The 18,906-nt window shown below is 33.4% G+C and carries 15 protein-coding genes and 1 pseudogene; 12 read left to right on the top strand and 4 right to left on the bottom strand.

The features are described from left to right. Positions 1 to 47: 47 nt before the first annotated feature. The 4 genes from V4P56_RS02835 to dprA are packed head-to-tail and all read left to right on the top strand — an operon-like array spanning position 48 to position 4,146. Entirely contained in the window at positions 48 to 1,013 is a 966-nt protein-coding gene (locus tag V4P56_RS02835; protein ID WP_455482556.1) for an aspartate carbamoyltransferase catalytic subunit, read from the top strand. After that, on the top strand, positions 1,010 to 2,311 hold the full coding sequence (locus tag V4P56_RS02840) for a dihydroorotase (protein ID WP_455482557.1): 1,302 nt from the start codon (positions 1,010 to 1,012) through the stop codon (positions 2,309 to 2,311). Before V4P56_RS02835 ends, V4P56_RS02840 begins: the two co-directional genes overlap by 4 nt. 13 nt (positions 2,312 to 2,324) lie before the next feature. Continuing rightward, positions 2,325 to 2,957: a glycerol-3-phosphate 1-O-acyltransferase PlsY gene (plsY, locus tag V4P56_RS02845; RefSeq protein ID WP_455482558.1), complete on the top strand. Its 633-nt coding sequence runs from the start codon at positions 2,325 to 2,327 to the stop codon at positions 2,955 to 2,957. Then, positions 2,932 to 4,146, top strand: coding sequence for a DNA-processing protein DprA (gene dprA / locus V4P56_RS02850; RefSeq protein WP_455482559.1), 1,215 nt, complete (start codon positions 2,932 to 2,934; stop codon positions 4,144 to 4,146). The genes plsY and dprA overlap by 26 nt, the downstream gene beginning before the upstream one ends. On the opposite strand, the gene V4P56_RS02855 is transcribed toward dprA, so the two are convergent. Then, on the bottom strand, positions 4,076 to 4,282 hold the full coding sequence (locus V4P56_RS02855) for a hypothetical protein (RefSeq protein ID WP_455482560.1): 207 nt from the start codon (positions 4,280 to 4,282) through the stop codon (positions 4,076 to 4,078). The genes dprA and V4P56_RS02855 overlap by 71 nt on opposite strands. A 248-nt stretch (positions 4,283 to 4,530) precedes the next feature. On the opposite strand from V4P56_RS02855, the gene topA reads away from it, so the two are divergent. From topA to V4P56_RS02885, 6 genes are all read left to right on the top strand, one after another. Then, complete coding sequence (gene topA, locus V4P56_RS02860; protein WP_455482561.1) at positions 4,531 to 7,092, top strand: type I DNA topoisomerase; 2,562 nt, start codon at positions 4,531 to 4,533, stop codon at positions 7,090 to 7,092. Between the two features lie 3 nt (positions 7,093 to 7,095). Beyond that, positions 7,096 to 9,369 carry a ribonuclease R gene (gene rnr, locus V4P56_RS02865; RefSeq protein ID WP_455482562.1) on the top strand — a complete coding sequence of 758 codons (2,274 nt, stop codon included), beginning with the start codon at positions 7,096 to 7,098 and terminating at the stop codon, positions 9,367 to 9,369. 888 nt (positions 9,370 to 10,257) lie between these two features. Beyond that, positions 10,258 to 10,425 (top strand): 50S ribosomal protein L33, encoded by a 168-nt coding sequence (gene rpmG / locus V4P56_RS02870; RefSeq protein WP_004864083.1) that lies wholly within the window; start codon positions 10,258 to 10,260, stop codon positions 10,423 to 10,425. Positions 10,426 to 10,812: 387 nt separating this feature from the next. Continuing rightward, complete coding sequence (locus V4P56_RS02875) at positions 10,813 to 11,373, top strand: thermonuclease family protein (RefSeq protein ID WP_455482563.1); 561 nt, start codon at positions 10,813 to 10,815, stop codon at positions 11,371 to 11,373. Between the two features lie 52 nt (positions 11,374 to 11,425). After that, positions 11,426 to 12,085, top strand: a complete 660-nt coding sequence (locus tag V4P56_RS02880; protein ID WP_455482564.1) for a uracil-DNA glycosylase family protein — start codon at positions 11,426 to 11,428, stop codon at positions 12,083 to 12,085. Beyond that, positions 12,072 to 12,542, top strand: coding sequence for an Lrp/AsnC family transcriptional regulator (locus tag V4P56_RS02885; protein ID WP_455482565.1), 471 nt, complete (start codon positions 12,072 to 12,074; stop codon positions 12,540 to 12,542). The genes V4P56_RS02880 and V4P56_RS02885 overlap by 14 nt, the downstream gene beginning before the upstream one ends. Before the next feature lie 57 nt (positions 12,543 to 12,599). Here V4P56_RS02885 and cobT read toward each other — a convergent pair whose 3' ends face one another. From cobT to glpD, 3 genes and pseudogenes are all read right to left on the bottom strand, one after another. Further along, positions 12,600 to 13,589 (bottom strand): nicotinate-nucleotide--dimethylbenzimidazole phosphoribosyltransferase, encoded by a 990-nt coding sequence (cobT, locus tag V4P56_RS02890; RefSeq protein WP_455482566.1) that lies wholly within the window; start codon positions 13,587 to 13,589, stop codon positions 12,600 to 12,602. Between the two features lie 382 nt (positions 13,590 to 13,971). Further along, positions 13,972 to 14,952, bottom strand: coding sequence for a tRNA dihydrouridine(20/20a) synthase DusA (gene dusA, locus V4P56_RS02895; protein ID WP_455482567.1), 981 nt, complete (start codon positions 14,950 to 14,952; stop codon positions 13,972 to 13,974). A gap of 480 nt (positions 14,953 to 15,432) precedes the next feature. Further along, positions 15,433 to 16,939 (bottom strand): annotated as a pseudogene (gene glpD / locus V4P56_RS02900) (glycerol-3-phosphate dehydrogenase). 353 nt (positions 16,940 to 17,292) lie between these two features. On the opposite strand from glpD, the gene V4P56_RS02905 reads away from it, so the two are divergent. Both V4P56_RS02905 and accB read left to right on the top strand, forming a co-directional pair. Beyond that, positions 17,293 to 18,162, top strand: a complete 870-nt coding sequence (locus V4P56_RS02905) for a DsbA family protein (protein ID WP_455482568.1) — start codon at positions 17,293 to 17,295, stop codon at positions 18,160 to 18,162. Positions 18,163 to 18,413: 251 nt separating this feature from the next. Beyond that, positions 18,414 to 18,899 (top strand): acetyl-CoA carboxylase biotin carboxyl carrier protein, encoded by a 486-nt coding sequence (gene accB / locus V4P56_RS02910; protein WP_455482569.1) that lies wholly within the window; start codon positions 18,414 to 18,416, stop codon positions 18,897 to 18,899. Positions 18,900 to 18,906 lie beyond the last annotated feature (7 nt).

Below are 18,906 nucleotides of genomic sequence, written 5' to 3' on the forward strand. Positions count from 1 at the left end.
CAAATACCTGTTTAATCTCTTTTTAGAAAGAGATAGAAAAGAATACCATGGCTCAAAATATTTTTTTCCCCATTTTTCCCTACCAACATCTTTTAGGCATTAAAGGTCTGGGTGTACAAGACCTTACCACATTACTTGATCGTGCAAATGCGAATGTTATTCAATCTAAAAAAATTGATAAAAAAAAATCCACCTTATATGGTCGTACTCAAATCAATCTCTTTTTTGAAGCTTCCACACGAACACAATCTTCGTTTGAATTAGCTGGTAAACGTTTAGGCGCGGATGTAATGAATATATCCATCAGCAATTCATCTGTAAAAAAGGGAGAAACATTAATTGATACAGCTACAACCCTTAATGCAATGAAACCAGATATCTTGGTTATTCGCCATAGCCACGCCGGAGCAGCTGCTTTATTAGCTCAAAAAGTTGATTGTTGTGTCATTAATGCAGGTGATGGAGCGCATGAACATCCAACACAGGCATTATTAGATGCCTTGACCATTAAAAGAGCAAAAGGCCATATTGAAGGATTAACAGTCGCAATTTGCGGTGATATCTTACATTCACGTGTTGCACGTTCTAATATCCTCAGTCTCAACACTTTAGGAGCACGTGTTCGCGCTATCGCCCCCTCAACACTCTTACCTACAGGAATTTCAGATATGGGCGTTGAAGTCTTTAACACTATGAAAGAAGGTCTTAAAGATGCTGATGTCATCATGATGCTGCGCTTACAACATGAACGTATGAAAGGTTCTTTTATCCCATCTATTCGTGAATATTTCCATTATTTTGGTTTACATAAAGAAAATTTATCCTATGCCAAAAACGATTGCATTATTCTGCATCCCGGCCCAATAAACCGTGGTATAGAAATCGCATCTGACATAGCAGATGGACCACAAAGCATGATTCATACACAGGTAGAAATGGGAATCGCCGTACGTATGGCTGTCATGGATGCCTTATTGGATTCACGTCTTAACGCGAGTGGAGAAAAAAAATGATAAAACCTATAGTTTTTCAAAATGTTCGCATTATTGATCCTTCACGCGCAATTGATGAAATCGGTACAGTTATTGTTGAAAATGGATTAATTACGATCGCTGGAAAAGAAGCTCTTAATCAAGGATTCCCTACAGAAGCAGAGATTATTAATGCACAAAATAAAGCAATTTTACCCGGACTTGTTGATGCTCGCGTTTTTGTTAAAGAATTAAGCGGTGAATACCACGAAACAATAGCTTCAGCAAGCCAATCTGCAGCAGCAGGCGGAATTACTTCCTTCCTTTTGATGCCAGACACACATCCAATTATTGACAACGTAGAACTTGTTAAATTCATTACACGTACAGCGCAAGAAATGTCATTGATCAATATTTATCCTGTTGCTGCTATTACTCAAGGTTTCAACGGACAAAAATTAGCAGAATTTGGCTTATTAAAAGATGCAGGAGCAATTGCTTTTAGTGAAGGAAAAAAAACACTTCAAAGTTCATCTGTTATGCGGCGTGCAATGACATATGCATGTGATCTTGATGCTACCTTGATACATGAAACACAAGATAATGATCTTACAGGACAAGGTGTGATGAATGAAGGTTTGCTAGCGAGCTGGCTTGGTCTTTCTGGGATACCTCGTGAAGCAGAAGTTATCCCACTTGAAAGAGACTTGCGACTAGCAGTATTGACACAAACACGATATCATGCTGCACAAATATCAACAGCTATGTCTGCTGACGCTATTCGCTTTAGTAAAGAACGTAATGCAAAGATTTCAGCTGGTGTATCCATTAATCACTTATCTCTCAACGAAAATGATATTGGTGAATATAGAACCTTTTTCCGCTTAATGCCCCCATTGCGAGCAGAAGAAGATCGTATAGCAATGATTGAAGCAATAAAAGATGGAACAGTAGATATTATTGTTTCTTCTCACGATCCTCAGGGTATTGATACAAAAAACTTACCATTTAATGATGCAGCTTCAGGTGCCATTGGTATGGAAACTTTATTGAGCGCAGCTTTACGTCTTTATCACAACGAAACCATATCTTTACTAAGATTAACTGAACTTTTATCAACAGCACCTGCAAAACTTTTTGGTCTCGACGCAGGAACACTCAAAAAAGGTGCTCATGCAGATTTTATTTTGATTGATCTTGATGAACCATGGGTGATGTCTGCAGATAAATTGTATTCACGTGCAAAAAATACCCCTTTTGAAAATGCACGCTTTCAAGGACGAATACTCCAAACTTTTGTTAAAGGACAATCAATTTTTAAATTAGATCAACAAAATTAATGAGATTCTTAATATGGAAGCAGAAATATTTTTTCAGTTCTATACATGGTTTATCTTCTTGATATCATACCTCATTGGGTCTATTCCATTTGGATTGCTTTTTACACAATTGGCTAAACTTGGTGATGTGAGAACAATTGGTTCTGGAAACATTGGAGCTACAAATGTTTTACGAACAGGAAATAAAAAAGTTGCTACTCTTACTCTTCTTTGCGATATACTCAAAGGAACTGTTGTTATTCTTGCTATAAAATTTTCAAACTATCCGATAGAAAATAATAATATTATTATTCTATCCGGTTTCTTTGCTTTTTTGGGACATCTTTTTCCAATATGGCTTAAATTTAAAGGTGGTAAAGGAGTTGCTACCTATTTAGGCGTGTGCTTAGGATTCTATTGGTTAGCAGCAATTGTGTTTATTGTTGTGTGGATAGTATTTTTTTTACTTACACGTTACTCTTCATTGTCTTCACTTATTGCTGTTATTATTACCCCGATATTTGTTTATTTTTTCTATCCTTACCTTTATGTTCATTATATACTACTTCTAATGAGTATACTTGTGATTATAAAACATCATGCAAATATTGGTAGATTATTAGTTGGAAAAGAAAGAAAGATTGGCAATCAAAACGAGGATAAATAAAGGAATCTTACTCACTGATCGTCAACGCCTAAATTGGTTACGGTTATTGCGTAGCGAAAATGTTGGAGCAGTTAGTTTTCGCAATTTAATTGGCCATTATAAAACAGCAGAGAATGCTCTGGCTGCACTTCCTGAACTTAGTCAAAAGGGTGGCCTTTGTGCATCTATCCGAATAGCCACATTAGAAGATGCTGAAAAAGAAATGCAAGAAGCTGAAAGATTAGGTGTTCGGTTTGTTGGTTTAGGAGAGCCAGATTATCCAGCGTTTCTTAAAGTAATGGAAGCATCACCACCACTTATTGCAATAAAAGGAAATTTTTCAGCTTTTCAAAAACCTTCTGTTGGAATTGTAGGTTCTCGAAATGCCTCAGCAGCTGGAAAAAAACTGGCTGCTCAATTTGCTCATTTTCTTGGCAATGCTGATTTTACAATTATTTCTGGATTAGCTCGTGGAATTGATAGTGTTGCTCATCAAGCAAGTCTATCAACAGGAACGATTGCGGTTATGGCTGGTGGAATTGATCATATCTATCCTCCTGAAAATAAAAAACTATATGAAGATATTATCGCCAATGATGGAGCAATTATCAGTGAAATGCCTATCGCTTGGAAGCCACGTGCTATCGATTTTCCAAGAAGAAACCGCATTATTGCAGGCTTATCACTTGGCCTCTTGGTTGTAGAGGCTGCCATGCGATCAGGATCCTTAATTACAGCACGTCAAGCTGCTGAGATGGGACGATTAATTTTTGCTATTCCTGGATCTCCACTCGATCCAAGATCAGTTGGTACAAATAGCCTCATCAAAGATGGTGCTTTGTTAACTACGCATCCTTCTGATATCATAGAAGAACTGACACCATTAATCCCAAATACCGTCAATTCTCAATTAAATTTTTTTGAAGAATCGGCCTCTTCTCAATTTCAACAAGAAAGCTTGAGCTCACCTAATATAGAAACTGACAAGTCCTCTTCAATTGGAGATGATGCAGAACGCGCAGCTGTTCTCTCTGCTTTATCAACAACTCCAATTGATTTAGACACACTCAGCAATCACTCAGGTGTCTCATTACAAAAACTCTATCTTCTGTTAGTTGAACTTGATCTTGCTGGAAAGCTTATTCGACACTCTGGTGGTTATGTGTCATTGTCGAATTTGAATCTTCCCCGAGAGCCTCAGCACTATTAATAATACTTTGACCTTCTTTAGCTACCATATCCAAAAGTAATGCTAAAAGTGGACTACGAGCTTGGCGTGCCATCTGGTTCATTTGTTTTGACATATCTGTGATATATTGGATAATTTTTAAATGATTTATAAACATAATTTTCTATCCTTGAGCATTTCCCTCCCCCCACCTCTCAATAGACGTTATCTTAGTATTTCGTCGTATATTTCTATTATTAACTATATAAAATAAACCGTATTACTTCATATAGAGTGTATTTTAATAATAACAATCAAAAGTTGTATAATATAATATTTTTATGTCCTCTTAATAAAATTGTCATTAGCTATTCCTATGAAAGGAGTTTATAAAAAGAATTTTTATTTCAACATTCGGGTAAAATTATGAATATCGTTATCGTTGAATCTCCAGCTAAAGCAAAAACAATTAATAAATATCTTGGATCTCAATATAAAGTAGTTGCATCATTTGGACATGTCCGTGATTTATCTGCAAAAGATGGTTCCGTTCTACCTGATAAAGACTTTTTTATGAAATGGGATATCGATACTACTGCAGCTAAACGTTTAAATGAGATAGTAAAAGCTGTTAAAGAAGCAGATAGCATTATTTTAGCAACAGACCCTGATCGTGAAGGAGAAGCTATTTCATGGCATATTCTAGATATTCTTAGTCAAAAAAAAGTTTTAAATGGTAAACCTGTTAAACGTGTTGTGTTCAATGCAATTACAAAAAAATCTGTTCTTGATGCTATAAGTAATCCACGTGATATTGATACATCACTTGTAGATGCCTACCTTGCACGTCGCGCTCTTGATTATCTCGTTGGTTTTACACTTTCGCCTGTTTTATGGCGTAAACTTCCTGGTGCACGTTCAGCTGGTCGTGTTCAATCAGTTGCCTTGCGTATTATTTGTGATCGTGAATCAGAAATAGAACATTTTATCAAAGAAGATTATTGGTCCATTACAGCATATTTTAAAACTATCAAAGATGATAGTTTTCACGCAAGATTAACAACATTTAATCAAAAAAAGATTGGTAAACTTGATATTCAATCGCAAAAACAAGCAAATCAGATTTGTCTTATGCTGGAGGAAGCAAAATATCGTATCTTAAGCGTTGAAGCAAAATCCATAAAGAAAAATCCTTTTCCCCCATTTACAACATCCACTTTACAGCAAGAAGCTTCTTCAAAATTAGGTTTTTCAGCTTCTCGTACCATGCAAACTGCTCAAAAGCTTTATGAAGGTGTTGAAATTGATGGTGAAATGGCAGGACTTATTACCTATATGCGTACTGATGGTGTACAAATCGCACCAGAAGCTATTGATGCAGCACGACAAGTAATTTACGAATCTTTTGGCAATAATTATGTTCCTGAAAAGCCTCGTTTTTATTCAACAAAAGCAAAAAATGCACAGGAAGCACATGAAGCCATCCGTCCAACAGATTTTCAACGTTCTCCCAACCAAGTATGCAATTTTCTTGATAGTGATCAAGCAAAACTCTATGAATTGATATGGAAGCGCACTATTGCCAGCCAAATGTGTTCTGCCGAAATTGAACGAACAACTGTTGAAATTGAAGCACTACAAGGAGAGAATTGCGCGAACCTACGCGCAACAGGTTCTGTTATTCGTTTTGATGGCTTTACTTCTATCTATACTGACCAACAAGATGAAAAAAACAGTAAAGAAAACGAAATAACACATCTACCACAATTGAAAAATGGTGAAGTACTTACAAAAGAAAAAATTGAAGCTATACAACATACTACAGAACCACCTCCCCGTTATTCTGAAGCTTCATTAATTAAAAAACTTGAAGAACTAGGAATTGGTCGACCTTCAACCTATGCATCTACATTGGCAACACTTTGTGATCGTGGATATATTGGAATTGATAAACGAAAACTTATTCCTGATGTTAAAGGACGAATCGTTACAGCTTTTCTTGAGAACTTCTTTAATCGCTATGTAGAATATGATTTCACAGCAAATCTCGAAGAAAAATTGGATCTTATATCAGATGGAAAACTATCCTGGAAAGAAGTTCTACGTGATTTTTGGGATGAATTTAATGCATCTATTACCAATATTCAAGAATTACGGATAACAAATGTCTTAGATACTTTAAATGTAGCTTTAACACCTCTTGCTTTTCCTGCACGTGAAGATGGAAGTGATGTTCGTTCTTGCCCTCTTTGTATAGATGGTCAATTATCATTAAAATTAGGGCGTTATGGTGCCTTTGTCGGCTGTTCTAATTATCCTGAATGCAAATACACACGCCAACTTGGTACAGATGCAGGAGAAAAGAATAAAGCCGTGCATAATGATGAACCTGTTATACTTGGTACTGATCCTGAAACGGGAAAAGACATTTCTTTACGCAATGGTCGCTTCGGACCATATATTCAGCTTGGTGAAAATAAAGAAATTAAGCGTATAGGATTGCCAAAAGAATGGAAAGTAGAAAATATTACTTTTGATAAAGCTTTAGCTTTACTATCTCTACCTCGTGAAATTGGGATTCATCCTGAAACAGGTAAGGTAATTACAGCCACAATTGGACGATATGGACCTTATCTTTCTCATAATGGAAAATATGCTCCCCTTCTTCATGTAGATGAAGTCTTTGATATTGGCATCAATCGCGCTGTTGCTATACTAGCTGAGAAAAAAGAAAATAAAATAAAGCAAGGTAGAACGACACCTACAGAACTGGTAACATTAGGAGACCACCCAGATGGTGGCGTAATTACTGTGCGTGATGGATGTTATGGCCCATATGTTAATTGGGGTAAAATTAATGCACCATTACCAAAAGATAAAGATCCAATTAATGTGACGCTTGTAGAAGCACTACAACTTATATCAGCTAAAGCTTCCAGTAAAAAAATAGCTGCAAAAAGAACTTCTTCTAAAAGAAAAGAGAAATAAATTTTGGCTAAAAGTAAAAAAAAATATTTTCAACTACTGAATACAGAACAACTGCCCCAAAAAGCAGAAATTCTTTCTTTCATTAACAACAACCCTAACCAATTAAGCAAACGTGAAATTGCCAAAGCCTTTAATTTAAAAAACAATTCTTATATTTGGTTAAAAAATATACTACGTGATCTAAAGAATAATAATTTGATACCAAAACAGCATAAAAAAAACGTAAATCAAAAAAAACTGCCATCGATTACCTTAGTAAAAATTAGTGCACGCAATGGGGATGGTAGTTTTATTGCACAACCACTTGAGTGGAAAAATAATCCAAAACCAAATATTGAAATACTCCCTTTTCATCATATCAAAGGGATCAGTATTGATGTTGGAGATAATGTTCTTATAAAAATTTTTTATAATAAATCTCTTCAAAACACTTCTTATACAGGAAAAATTATTCGTAAAATTGATAAGCCTCAACAAAGTACGTTTGGCATAGTAAGAAAATTAAAAAATGGCCAGTGGCAGCTTGATCCTATAGAATACAAAATAAACAAACTGATTATTGATATATCTTCTGAAATAAAAATAGAATCTGGTGACCTCGTTGAAGCCGAAATTAAAAAAAATACCGTTTATGGATTGAAGAGCGCAAAAATAAAGAATGTTTTAGGACATATTGATAGTGAGAAAACACTCTCAATGATTGCTCTTCTTTCAAAAGGAATTCCTTATATTTTTCCTGAAAATGTTTTGGAACAAGTAAAAAATATAAAACCTGCTAACTTAGACGATCGTGAAGATTGGCGGCAGTTACCATTTGTTACAATTGATCCACCAGATGCAAAAGACCATGATGATGCAGTTTATGCAACAAAAGATAAAGATCCTACAAATATTGGTGGTTGGATTATTATCGTCGCAATTGCAGATGTTTCTTACTATATCAAGGCAGGAAGTGCTTTAGATAAAGAAGCCCTGAAACGAGGAAATTCTGTTTATTTTCCTGATCACGTTGTACCAATGCTACCGGAGCGTATTTCTAATGATTTATGCTCTCTGCGCGAGGGAAAAGATAGAGCAGCTTTAGCTGTTCGTATGGTTTTTGACGCAAACGGTAGCAAACGAAAACATAGTTTTCATCGTATTATGGTACATGTAGTAGCTAAACTCTCTTATCAAGAAACACAATCTGCAATTGAAGGAAATACAAATGAAAAAACAGCTCCCTTACTCGAAAGCATCTTGCAACCATTGTGGGAGGCTTATGGTAAACTTAAAATCGCGCGTAATCATCGACAACCATTAGAATTAGAGATAGCAGAAAAAAAAATCATTCTTGATCAAAATGGATGCATCAAAGATGTTGTGATAGAAACACACCTAGAAGCACACCGTTTAATTGAAGAATTTATGATACAGGCTAATATTGCAGCTTCTGAAACATTAAAAGAACATCATCACCCCCTCATTTTTCGTGTTCACGATAAACCCTCTCTTGCAAAACAAGAAATATTACGGGGTTTTCTTAAAAGTTTGGGGATATCGCTTTCTCGAGGAGCAGAGCTTACATCAGCACACCTTAACAGCATTTTGAAAAAAGTCACTAATACTCAACAACAAGAATTGGTCAGCCAAGTTATTCTTCGTTCACAATCTCAAGCTGAGTATAATCCCAAAAATATCGGTCACTTTGGTTTGAATTTACGTAATTATACGCATTTTACATCACCGATTCGTCGTTACGCTGATCTTATTATTCACCGTGCTCTGGTTAATGCCCTAAAATTAGGAAATGATCAATTAATAGATATACAACAAGAACAAAATCTTGCAGAAATTGCTACACAAATTTCTTTACATGAGCGACGTGCAATGATGGCTGAAAGAGAGACCATCAATCGGCTTGTAGCCCATTATGTAATGGATAAGATTGGCTGTGTTTTTACAGGTCGTATTTCTGGAATTACAAAAGCAGGTATTTTTATCTCGCTTGATAAATTAAATACTGATGGTTTTGTACCTATTTCTACACTTAAAAATGATCACTATCATTTTGATGAAGTACATCATCTACTTATAGGAAAGCGTAGTCATAAAGGCTACCAACTTAGCAATATAGTAAAGGTAAAACTTATAGAAGTACGTCCTTTTGCTGGCGCTTTATGTTTTGAGATATTAACCAAACCTCAACCAATAGTTTTTTCAGCTATATCTTACCATAAAAATAAATTTATAGCAAAAAAATATAAGAATACTTTTTATAAAAGTAAAAAATATTAAGTAAAAACAAAAAAATTATAAAAATTTAAACAATAATTACAATTATTATTATAATATAAAAATATCATAATAAAATCTTATGCAAAATAATTAATATTTTTTCATATTATATTTAATATTTAAAATATTAATGATAAAAAATAAGATAACGATAACTTATAATTAAAGAATAATGTGCACGATATATTTCAGTTTATTATATATAATACCATCTTTTTTATTATATTTGATAATATATTTTATTATTATCAGTAATAATTATATAAAAAGTTCTATATACTAAATAATTTTTACAATATTTATTAGATAAATTTACTATTTTTATTTTAAATCATCTTTTATCAACTGCATAAACAATAGTTATGGTAAGGCTTATACTTGATAATATTTTACTCTCAATCTTTATCAGTATCATAAGTGATTATGTAACGAAGCGATGTCTATCTTTTCATATATTGTATTATTTTAGAATTTACTGAAGCCATGGATAATCAAATATTAATAAATGCTAGTATTTAATTTTTTTCTTCAGTAACATAGCTGCTGGACTTTATGTAATCTGGTTTACATAGTAATACAGTGCTCTAATAAATATAGCCTTGCTTCTGCTAATTTTGCTTTTATTTTTTGCAATGGGATCATTATATTTGTTAAATTAATCGTCATCAGCTAAGAGATAAATATCTTCAAGCTATTTAATTTTTTAGCTATAATGACTATTTTGGGAGCTATAAGCTATTTTTTATGTATGTTTAACATATGAAAAAATGGAACAGCTCTTGACTTTTTTTAGAACATCCGTAGTGTCGCATAAAAATCTTATTGCATAAAAGATAGATTTTGAACGTAAAGTAATATCGTTTTCAGTATAAATTAGGATTCTTTATTATGGCTAAGGCAGCAACCATTAAGATCAAGCTTTTATCGACTGCAGATACAGGTTTTTTTTATGTGACAAAGAAAAATAGTCGTACAATGACAGATAAAATGAGCAAACGTAAATATGACCCAGTTGTGAAAAAGCACGTTGAATTTAAAGAAACAAAAATTAAATAATTAATTTGTACTATTTAGCTAATAATTGCTGTAATTAAAAATAAGTACAGTTATTTTTTGTTATTTAAAATTATTTTCTGAGAGATTTTTTGCTTTTTTAAATCAAAGTTAAGCTGCAGTGTGTTTATCTTATTTTAAGTTGTACACAGTGTGTATTTGAAGAAATTTTTCTCTCTTTTTAACCACTACTTCAAAACTTGGATTATAAATATCATTATGATATTATATTTAATTTATTGTGGATACAATGATGCAATTAAGACATGCAATAGCTTCAAATATACTGAAATTTTTCATTATAATTAAATGATACATTGCTATGTTTATAAAAGTTATAAGTGTATCTGTAGTAAATTGAAAACACTACAATAATAGTTTTTTTATTTTATGAAAAAAAGAAATTACTTTAATTTTAATAAATTAAGCTTAAAATTTGTCGGTTTTAGTATTCTTCTGGTTTCCACCATTCTTGTAGTTACAACAGCCTATCCTAAATATACTCAAATGCCCCTTAAAAAAGAGGCTTTTGTTTCTAAAGCATCAATTACAGGTAATGCATCGATTATTGATGGTGATTCAATCATGATTTCTTCTGTCATAATTCGTCTTGCAGGGATTGATGCTCCTGAGATTCACCAATTTTGTGGCACAAAGACAACACGCTATCCATGTGGACTTGAGGCTAAAAAATATTTAGAAAGACTCGTAGAAAACCAACCTGTTACATGTTATTGGTACAAAAAAGACAAATACAACCGAATCCTTGCGACATGTAAGACAAAGAAAATCAGCAATATCAATGCAACAATTGTGTATAATGGCTGGGCACTTAGTTACTATAAATACCCTAAAGAAGAACAAGAAGCCAAAAAGAAAAAAAAAGGAATATGGCAATCAAGTTTTCAAGAACCAAAAAAATGGCGAAAAGCTCATCCCAGAATACAATAAAGCCAGAATACAATAAAGAAAGTATTCTCTTTTTTTCATTTTTTACCTACCCATGAAACAAAAACACTATAATCAAATTATTCAACTTGAGAAAGAAATTCATTCCTGTCGTGTTTGTATCCAACATCCGCATTATCTTCCTCCTCTTCCTCATGAACCAAAACCTGTAATTTATTTATCCAGTACAGCTTTGATTGCAATCTCAGGTCAAGCACCAGGATTACGTGTGCATGAAAGTTCTATTCCGTTTAATGATCGTTCAGGTGAAAGATTACGTAATTGGCTCAATGTAACCAGTGATGAATTTTATAATAGATCTCTATTTGCTATTATTCCGATGGGATTTTGTTTCCCAGGTTATGATCAAAATAAATCCGATTTGCCACCAAGACGTGAATGTCAAGAAATATGGCATGAAAAAGTATTTCAAGCTATGCCACAAATAAAGCTTGTCCTTGCTATTGGAAGTTATGCACATAAATGGCACATAACAGAACTGAAACATAAAACCGTCTCAGAGACTGTTAACGACTGGAGAAATATTCTTTCTATACGCCAACCTCGAGGTTACAATGTGATGCCTTTACCTCATCCATCATGGCGAAATACTTTTTGGTTACAAAAAAATCCATGGTTTAATGATGAACTTATTGTATATCTTCGCAATTTAGTGCATAAATTTGTCAGGAGGGAACAATATGGATCGTCTTGATCGAAAAATTTTACATCTTTTACAAGAAAACGCTACACTTTCTGTCGCTGATATTGCTAAAAAAATTGGACTTTCCACTACTCCTTGTTGGCGTAGAATTCAAAAACTGGAAGAGGATGGTGTTATTCAACGTCGTGTCGCTGTTCTTTCTCCAGAAAAAGTAAATGCACATGTCACCGTATTTGTTTCTATTCGTACAAACACACACAGCCATGAATGGTTTAAATGTTTTTCAAAAATTGTGCAAGAATTCCGTGAAGTAATTGAATTTTATCGAATGAGTGGAGATATCGACTATTTATTACGTGTTGTCGTTCCCGATATCGAAGCTTATGATCTTTTTTACAAAAAGTTAATTACTAAAATTGATATTCGTGACGTTTCATCGTCTTTTGCAATGGAACAAATTAAATATACTACAGAATTACCACTTAACTATATAAAATTACATGAATAAATCTTTAATTTTTTCAATCTTTATAATCACACTCATTCATTAAATAATCAAATCTTCTTATTTGAAAACAGCCATTTGGGCATGAGTTAAAACAGCAGCCTTAACAATACCAGCTGCTATAGCTGCACCTGCCCCTTCACCAAAATCCATACCAAGATCTAGGAGTGGTTTTTTTTCAATTTTTTCTAAAAGTTTACGATGAGCTGGTTCAAAAGAAACATGTCCAACAAGGGTATGATCAAGAGCTCTTGGATGCATTTTATAAAGCACTGCTGCTGCTGCCATTGCTACAAAACCATCTAAAATCACTGGTATTTTTTCCATCCTCGCAGCCAAAATAGCACCTATCATAGCAGCAATCTCACGTCCTCCTAAGCGGCGCATTATTTCAAAAGGATCATCAAAATAATCTTTATGTAAAGAAACTGCTGTCTTGATTGCTATTATTTCACGTTGATAAAATTCAACCTCAGATGCCATACCACTCCCTATCCATTCTTCAACTTCTCCACCAAATAATGCTAAACATAAAGCTGAAGCTATCGTCGTATTACCGATCCCCATTTCACCTATACATAAAAGGTCTGTTCCACCAGCAATTGATTCCATTCCAAATGCCATTGTAGCAGCTGCACTGCGCTCATTCATTGCTGCATCTTTAGTAATATTCATTGTTGGATATTCCAGTGCCAAATCGAATATCTTCAATCCAAGATCATAAGCAATACAAATTTGATTAATAGCAGAACCACCAGCTGCAAAATTTTGTACCATCTTTTGTGTCATAGATTGTGGAAGTGGCGTAACATTTTCATCAGTGATACCATGATTTCCAGAAAAAATAGCGACCAAAGGTCGTGTTATAATAGGCTTTTCCTCACCTCTCCACCCTGCATACCAAACTGCAATATCTCCTAATTTTCCTAATGTTCCTCGCACTTTTGTTAAATTTTCTTGCCGTTTTTTTGCCAAAATTGTAGAAAATTCATCAGCAACAGGTAAATTTGTGAGCAACGCACGAAAATCATCAAATGGGCTGATAGTCATCAAGATACCTTTTCAGTCTACAAGTATATATTAGAATCTTATCATACAAACAGGATGTGAATAATTTGTTGGTTTTTTTAAAAGATGTATTTCAAACACACTAAATATTATTAACAAAATTATTTGTGCAGTAAATTTTCTAAAAAAATAACTGCTTTTACTAATTTACAGATTAGAAATATTGTCAATGCCTTAAATTATCATTTATATTGGATAAATATTTGATTAATAAGTTATTTGATATGTACAATTAATACCCTCTTTTTTATGCAGATAACAACTTTCTAAAATACAGATATAGCTCTCTTCAAAATCTTTTAGAGAAAGCAGAATTTTAAGATATTTAAGGTTAAATATATATATTGATCAAATCAAGTCATTGTTAAATAAGAGAAGAAAAAGCCTCTTTCAGAACATGCACACCTGCATCTCTTCCGGTTGCATCATTTGATAATATTTGCCGCCATCGACGTACCCCATCCCTTCCATGAAATAAACCAATCATATGGCGTGTCACATGAGAAAGCTTCCCTCCTGATGCAACATATTTGGCAGCATAATCGCACATGGCTTCAATAAGATCATAATCGCTAAGATCACTCTGTGATTCACCATATATTTCCGAATCAATATACTTTAATAAAATTGGATCATGATAAACTTGTCTGCCAACCATGGCAGCATCACAAAAGGTTAAATGACCTTTGACTTCATCAATCGATTTAATTCCACCATTTATTCCAATAAATCTATTAGGATATTTATGCTTTAATTTATAAACTCTTTCATAATTAAGTGGAGGAATATCGCGATTTTCTTTCGGACTTAATCCTTGTAACCATGCTTTACGTGCATGTACCCAGAGTGCATCACACCCAGCATTCCAAACTTGATTAGCTAAAAGATCTAAAGCTGATTCTTCATCTTGCTCATCCACACCAACCCGACACTTAACAGTTACAGATATAGTAACTGCTTGTTTCATTGCTTCCACAGCACTTGCCACAATATTGGGATGTAACATTAAACAGGCGCCGAATACACCTGCTTGAACACGATTCGATGGACAACCAACATTGAGATTTATTTCATCATAACCAAAATCTTCTGCAATTCGTGCAGCTTCTGCTAATTTTTGTGGATCTGATCCCCCTAACTGCAATGCAACTGGATGTTCTTTATAGTTTAAAGCTAATATTTGTTCACGATCACCGTGAATTACAGCATCTGCTACAACCATTTCGGTATAAAGGAGTGCTTTCTTTGTTAAAAGGCGATAAAAAAATCTGCAATGCCGATCAGTCCATCCCAACATTGGTGCCACTGCAAATCTTACCTTTGATGGAGAAGTATAAAATATCATAGGAGCACTACTCTCACATTTCTATTAATGGCTGCTCATTCATATATAGGAGTATCTACTTTTTCACTTTATAAAAAGTCTTATTATCTTTTATCATCAATTAAAGATATGAAATACATTTTGTATTAAATTTTTTTGTAGTTAACTGAAACTTTCGCCAAAATCAATGAAATAAAAAAACATACTGCTCCTAATAAAAATACTCCCCAATATACAATTACTCAACTGGCTTTATATAGTACCAAATATCACTACAAATAAGCTATTCGAATTATGTTTTTCTCCATTCATATCGTATCTTTAAATGGCATATCAGTATTAGTACGGTATCTAAGAGGTATTTTTAGCTAATAAATAATAAATTAAAGTGTTATATAGTTCATAAATCCATGAATCATTGTAGTTACTTCCCTTTTTCATTTTTAAACTTATTATGCAAATATGCTATAATAAAGTACTATAAATAAATTGTTGTTAATCTTATTTCATTTCTTTTTTGCTTTGCATATAGGTAGAAAGAGCACTAATTTCTTTTTTATTAAAAAAAAGTCCAAGTTTTGAACGACGCCATAATACATCTTCACTCGTCTTCGCCCATTCTTTTTCTATTAACCATCTTACTTCTATTTCATAAAGTCCATGTCCAAAATCTTTTCCTTTATCTGCCTTACCATTTTCAAATATCATCAACGCTTCTGAACCATAAGATCGAGAAAGTCTTCGGCATGTAAAAGCATCTAAATCTGGCATTAAATGAGCAATCTTATTTTCAATTATGTCCAACCTATTATACGGAAAATTACCCCCCAGGAAGTATTGAATTAGCTGTCCATGGTGTTCCCTTTGCACCAATCGCTCCTTCAATAAATTTCATCGCATCTTCCGCCAATTTGCGATAAGTTGTGATCTTACCGCCATAAAGATTAAGAATCCGTGGAGCATTTTCTATCTTCATTTCTTTTAGGATATAATCACGCGTGACTTCTTGTGCTTTTGAAGCTCCATCATCATAGAGTGGGCGAATACCGGAATAAGTCCAAATAATATTTTCCTGAGATATCGGCTGTTTAAAGTATTTACTCACTGCTGTACAGATATAGTCAATTTCTGTATCTGTAATATGGACATCAGAAGGATCTCCTTGATATTCACAATCTGTTGTTCCAAGCAACGTAAACTCTTCTTGATACGGAATGGAAAATATAACACGTCCATCATCATTTTGAAAAATATAAGCATGATCATGGGTATAAAGCTTTGGAACCAAAATATGAGAACCTTTAACAAGTCGTATGGGTAAATAATCTTTACAGTCTAATACATTTGCCAAAATATGATTAATCCAAGGCCCTGCCATATTTGCAACATAAGAAGCTGTAATACAATATTTTTTATCGCTTAACTTATCTTGAAGAAATATAAGCCATTTTTTTCCTTCTATTTTTAAGGATAAAACTTCTGTTCGTACCTTTATATCCGCGCCATGCTTTTCTGCATCACAAGCATTGGCAATAACCAAACGTGTATCATCTACTTTTGCATCAGAATATTCAAAACCTTTATAATATTCTTCTTTCAATATAGAATTAAAATTCTTTGAGAAATTAACCGTATTGCTACGCCATAGTTTCTGATTCCAGCCACCTAGATAATCATAAATGAAAAGCCCAAAACGCAACATCCAAGCAGGACGTAATTTTTTATGGTAAGGAAGGATAAAACGCAAAGGACGCACAATATGTGGAGCCATACGCCAAATAATTTCACGTTCTTTCAATGCTTCACGGACAAGTTTGAACTCACAGTGTTCAAGATAACGAAGACCGCCATGAATCAACTTTGACGATGCACTTGATGTACCCGATGCAAGATCATTCATTTCAGCTAATCCTACTCTAAATCCGCGTCCAGCTGCATCTCTCGCTAATCCACACCCATTTATTCCTCCACCAATAATAAAAAGATCGTAATGCGTTGTTATTTCCATAATTTTACTTTTTATATTTTGTTCTATTGTGCTTAATAAAGCAATAATCAAAAGATAACACCAATGCCTTAAATGTTAAGGTGCTTTTCCCAAAGTAAATATACTATGAAATAGCTTTGCTATCATAATAAACAGAAAATGATATTAGATAAAAAAATAGATAAATTCAGCTTTTATACAAAACATAACCATTATAAAATATGCGTTATATGAAAGCTATTCATAAAAAATAAAAATTGATGTTTTTTGTACAATTTACTAAATTTACATAACTGCATAACTGTTAAATACCATGATTAACACCTTTTACATGGTTTAATCCATAGCATAAATAGAGATAAAAAGGCATACAGATGATTCATCAGCCTCGATACCTAAAAATAACATTCATTGCAAAATTTTTCGTAATAGCTATATTTAGTCTTTTAATCTATTCACCTTCATCAAAGGCGACATCGAGTGAAAAAATACCCAATTATTTGGACTTAGAAAACCTTAAAATACAACTTCTGGAAGACTCTACCTTTTTATCTAAACTTAGAGAAAAGATTATACCACATATTGATGATTACCATCTTCAAAAAATTTTAAAAGATTATTTACTCGCCAACCCAGAAATTATGGTTCAAATGCAGCTGATCCTTCAAGAAAAATTGGAGAAGCAAAATGAGAAAAAATCTCCCAAACAAGCTTTAATTATCCATTCATTAGAAAAAGAAATTTTTCAATCCCCTCATGATGCTGTTTTTGGAAATCCAAATGGCAAGGTAACACTTGTTGATTTTTTTGATTATAATTGTAAATTTTGTAAAAGTTCCTATTCACATATAGAAAGCTTAATAAAAGAATTTCCAGATTTACGCGTTATTATCAAGGATTTACCAGTTTTAGGATCTGATTCGACAGCAGTACATACTGTTGCTTATGCTTTTCGAAAAGAATTTCCAGAAAAATACCACCAATTTTACGAAGCACTTTTAACCAGTCAAGGTCGTGCTAATGAGGCTAAAGCTATAAAAATAGCAGTTTCATTAGGTGCAGATGAAACAAAATTATACGATATAATAAAAGATCCTAGCTTACAAAATTCCTTTAAAGAAAATATTAAAATTGCCTCTACACTAAATATTACTGGAATTCCTTCTTATATCATCGGTGATCAAATACTCATTGGAGCAGTAAACAAAGATGTTTTAAAAAAGGCAGTAAAAAATATGCAATAAATATCTTATTCACTTCATCAATTTGGTGAAGAATACCGTAAATTAAATGATTTTATGCTTTCTCTTTTTCATCAACAGGCTTATAAGTGCAATTTTTCTTAGTAAATATTGGCTTAAAAATGAGTATAAATATCAAAAAAAATAAACAAGTTTCAATAAAAACCTTTTAAAGGTCAGTGGTAAGTTAAAAATATTTAGTCATAAAAAATTCAATAGTGATAATCTTTATTGACCCAGGAGTTAGAAATAAAATGGTAACAAAAAAGATGGACACGGAAAAACACACTGCAATTAACACAAAAATTATTCGTGACCTTGCTGAAATTTTGAATGATACGAATCTAACTAATATTGAACTTGAACAGGGTGGACTTCGTATTTGTGTGTCACGTCAAAGCACCCCAAACATTCCTGAACAAACAATCTATGCTCCTATTTCCACTCCTACTATAGCTTCTCCCTCAACTTCAACAACTGAGCCTTCTACGCAGGAAGATAAATCCAAAAATGCGATAACATCTCCAATGGTTGGGACAGCATATCTTGCACCTGCACCAGATGCACAACTTTTTGTACAAGTAGGACAAAGTGTTTCTGAAGGACAAACATTACTTATCATTGAAGCAATGAAAACAATGAATCAAATTTTATCACCACGCTCAGGTACAGTGACTGCTATTTTTGTTAAAGATGGTCAACCAGTTGAGTTTGGTGAACCACTTATTGTTGTCGAATAAAACAAGG

The sequence above is a fragment of the Bartonella sp. B35(2025) genome (assembly GCF_053794465.1).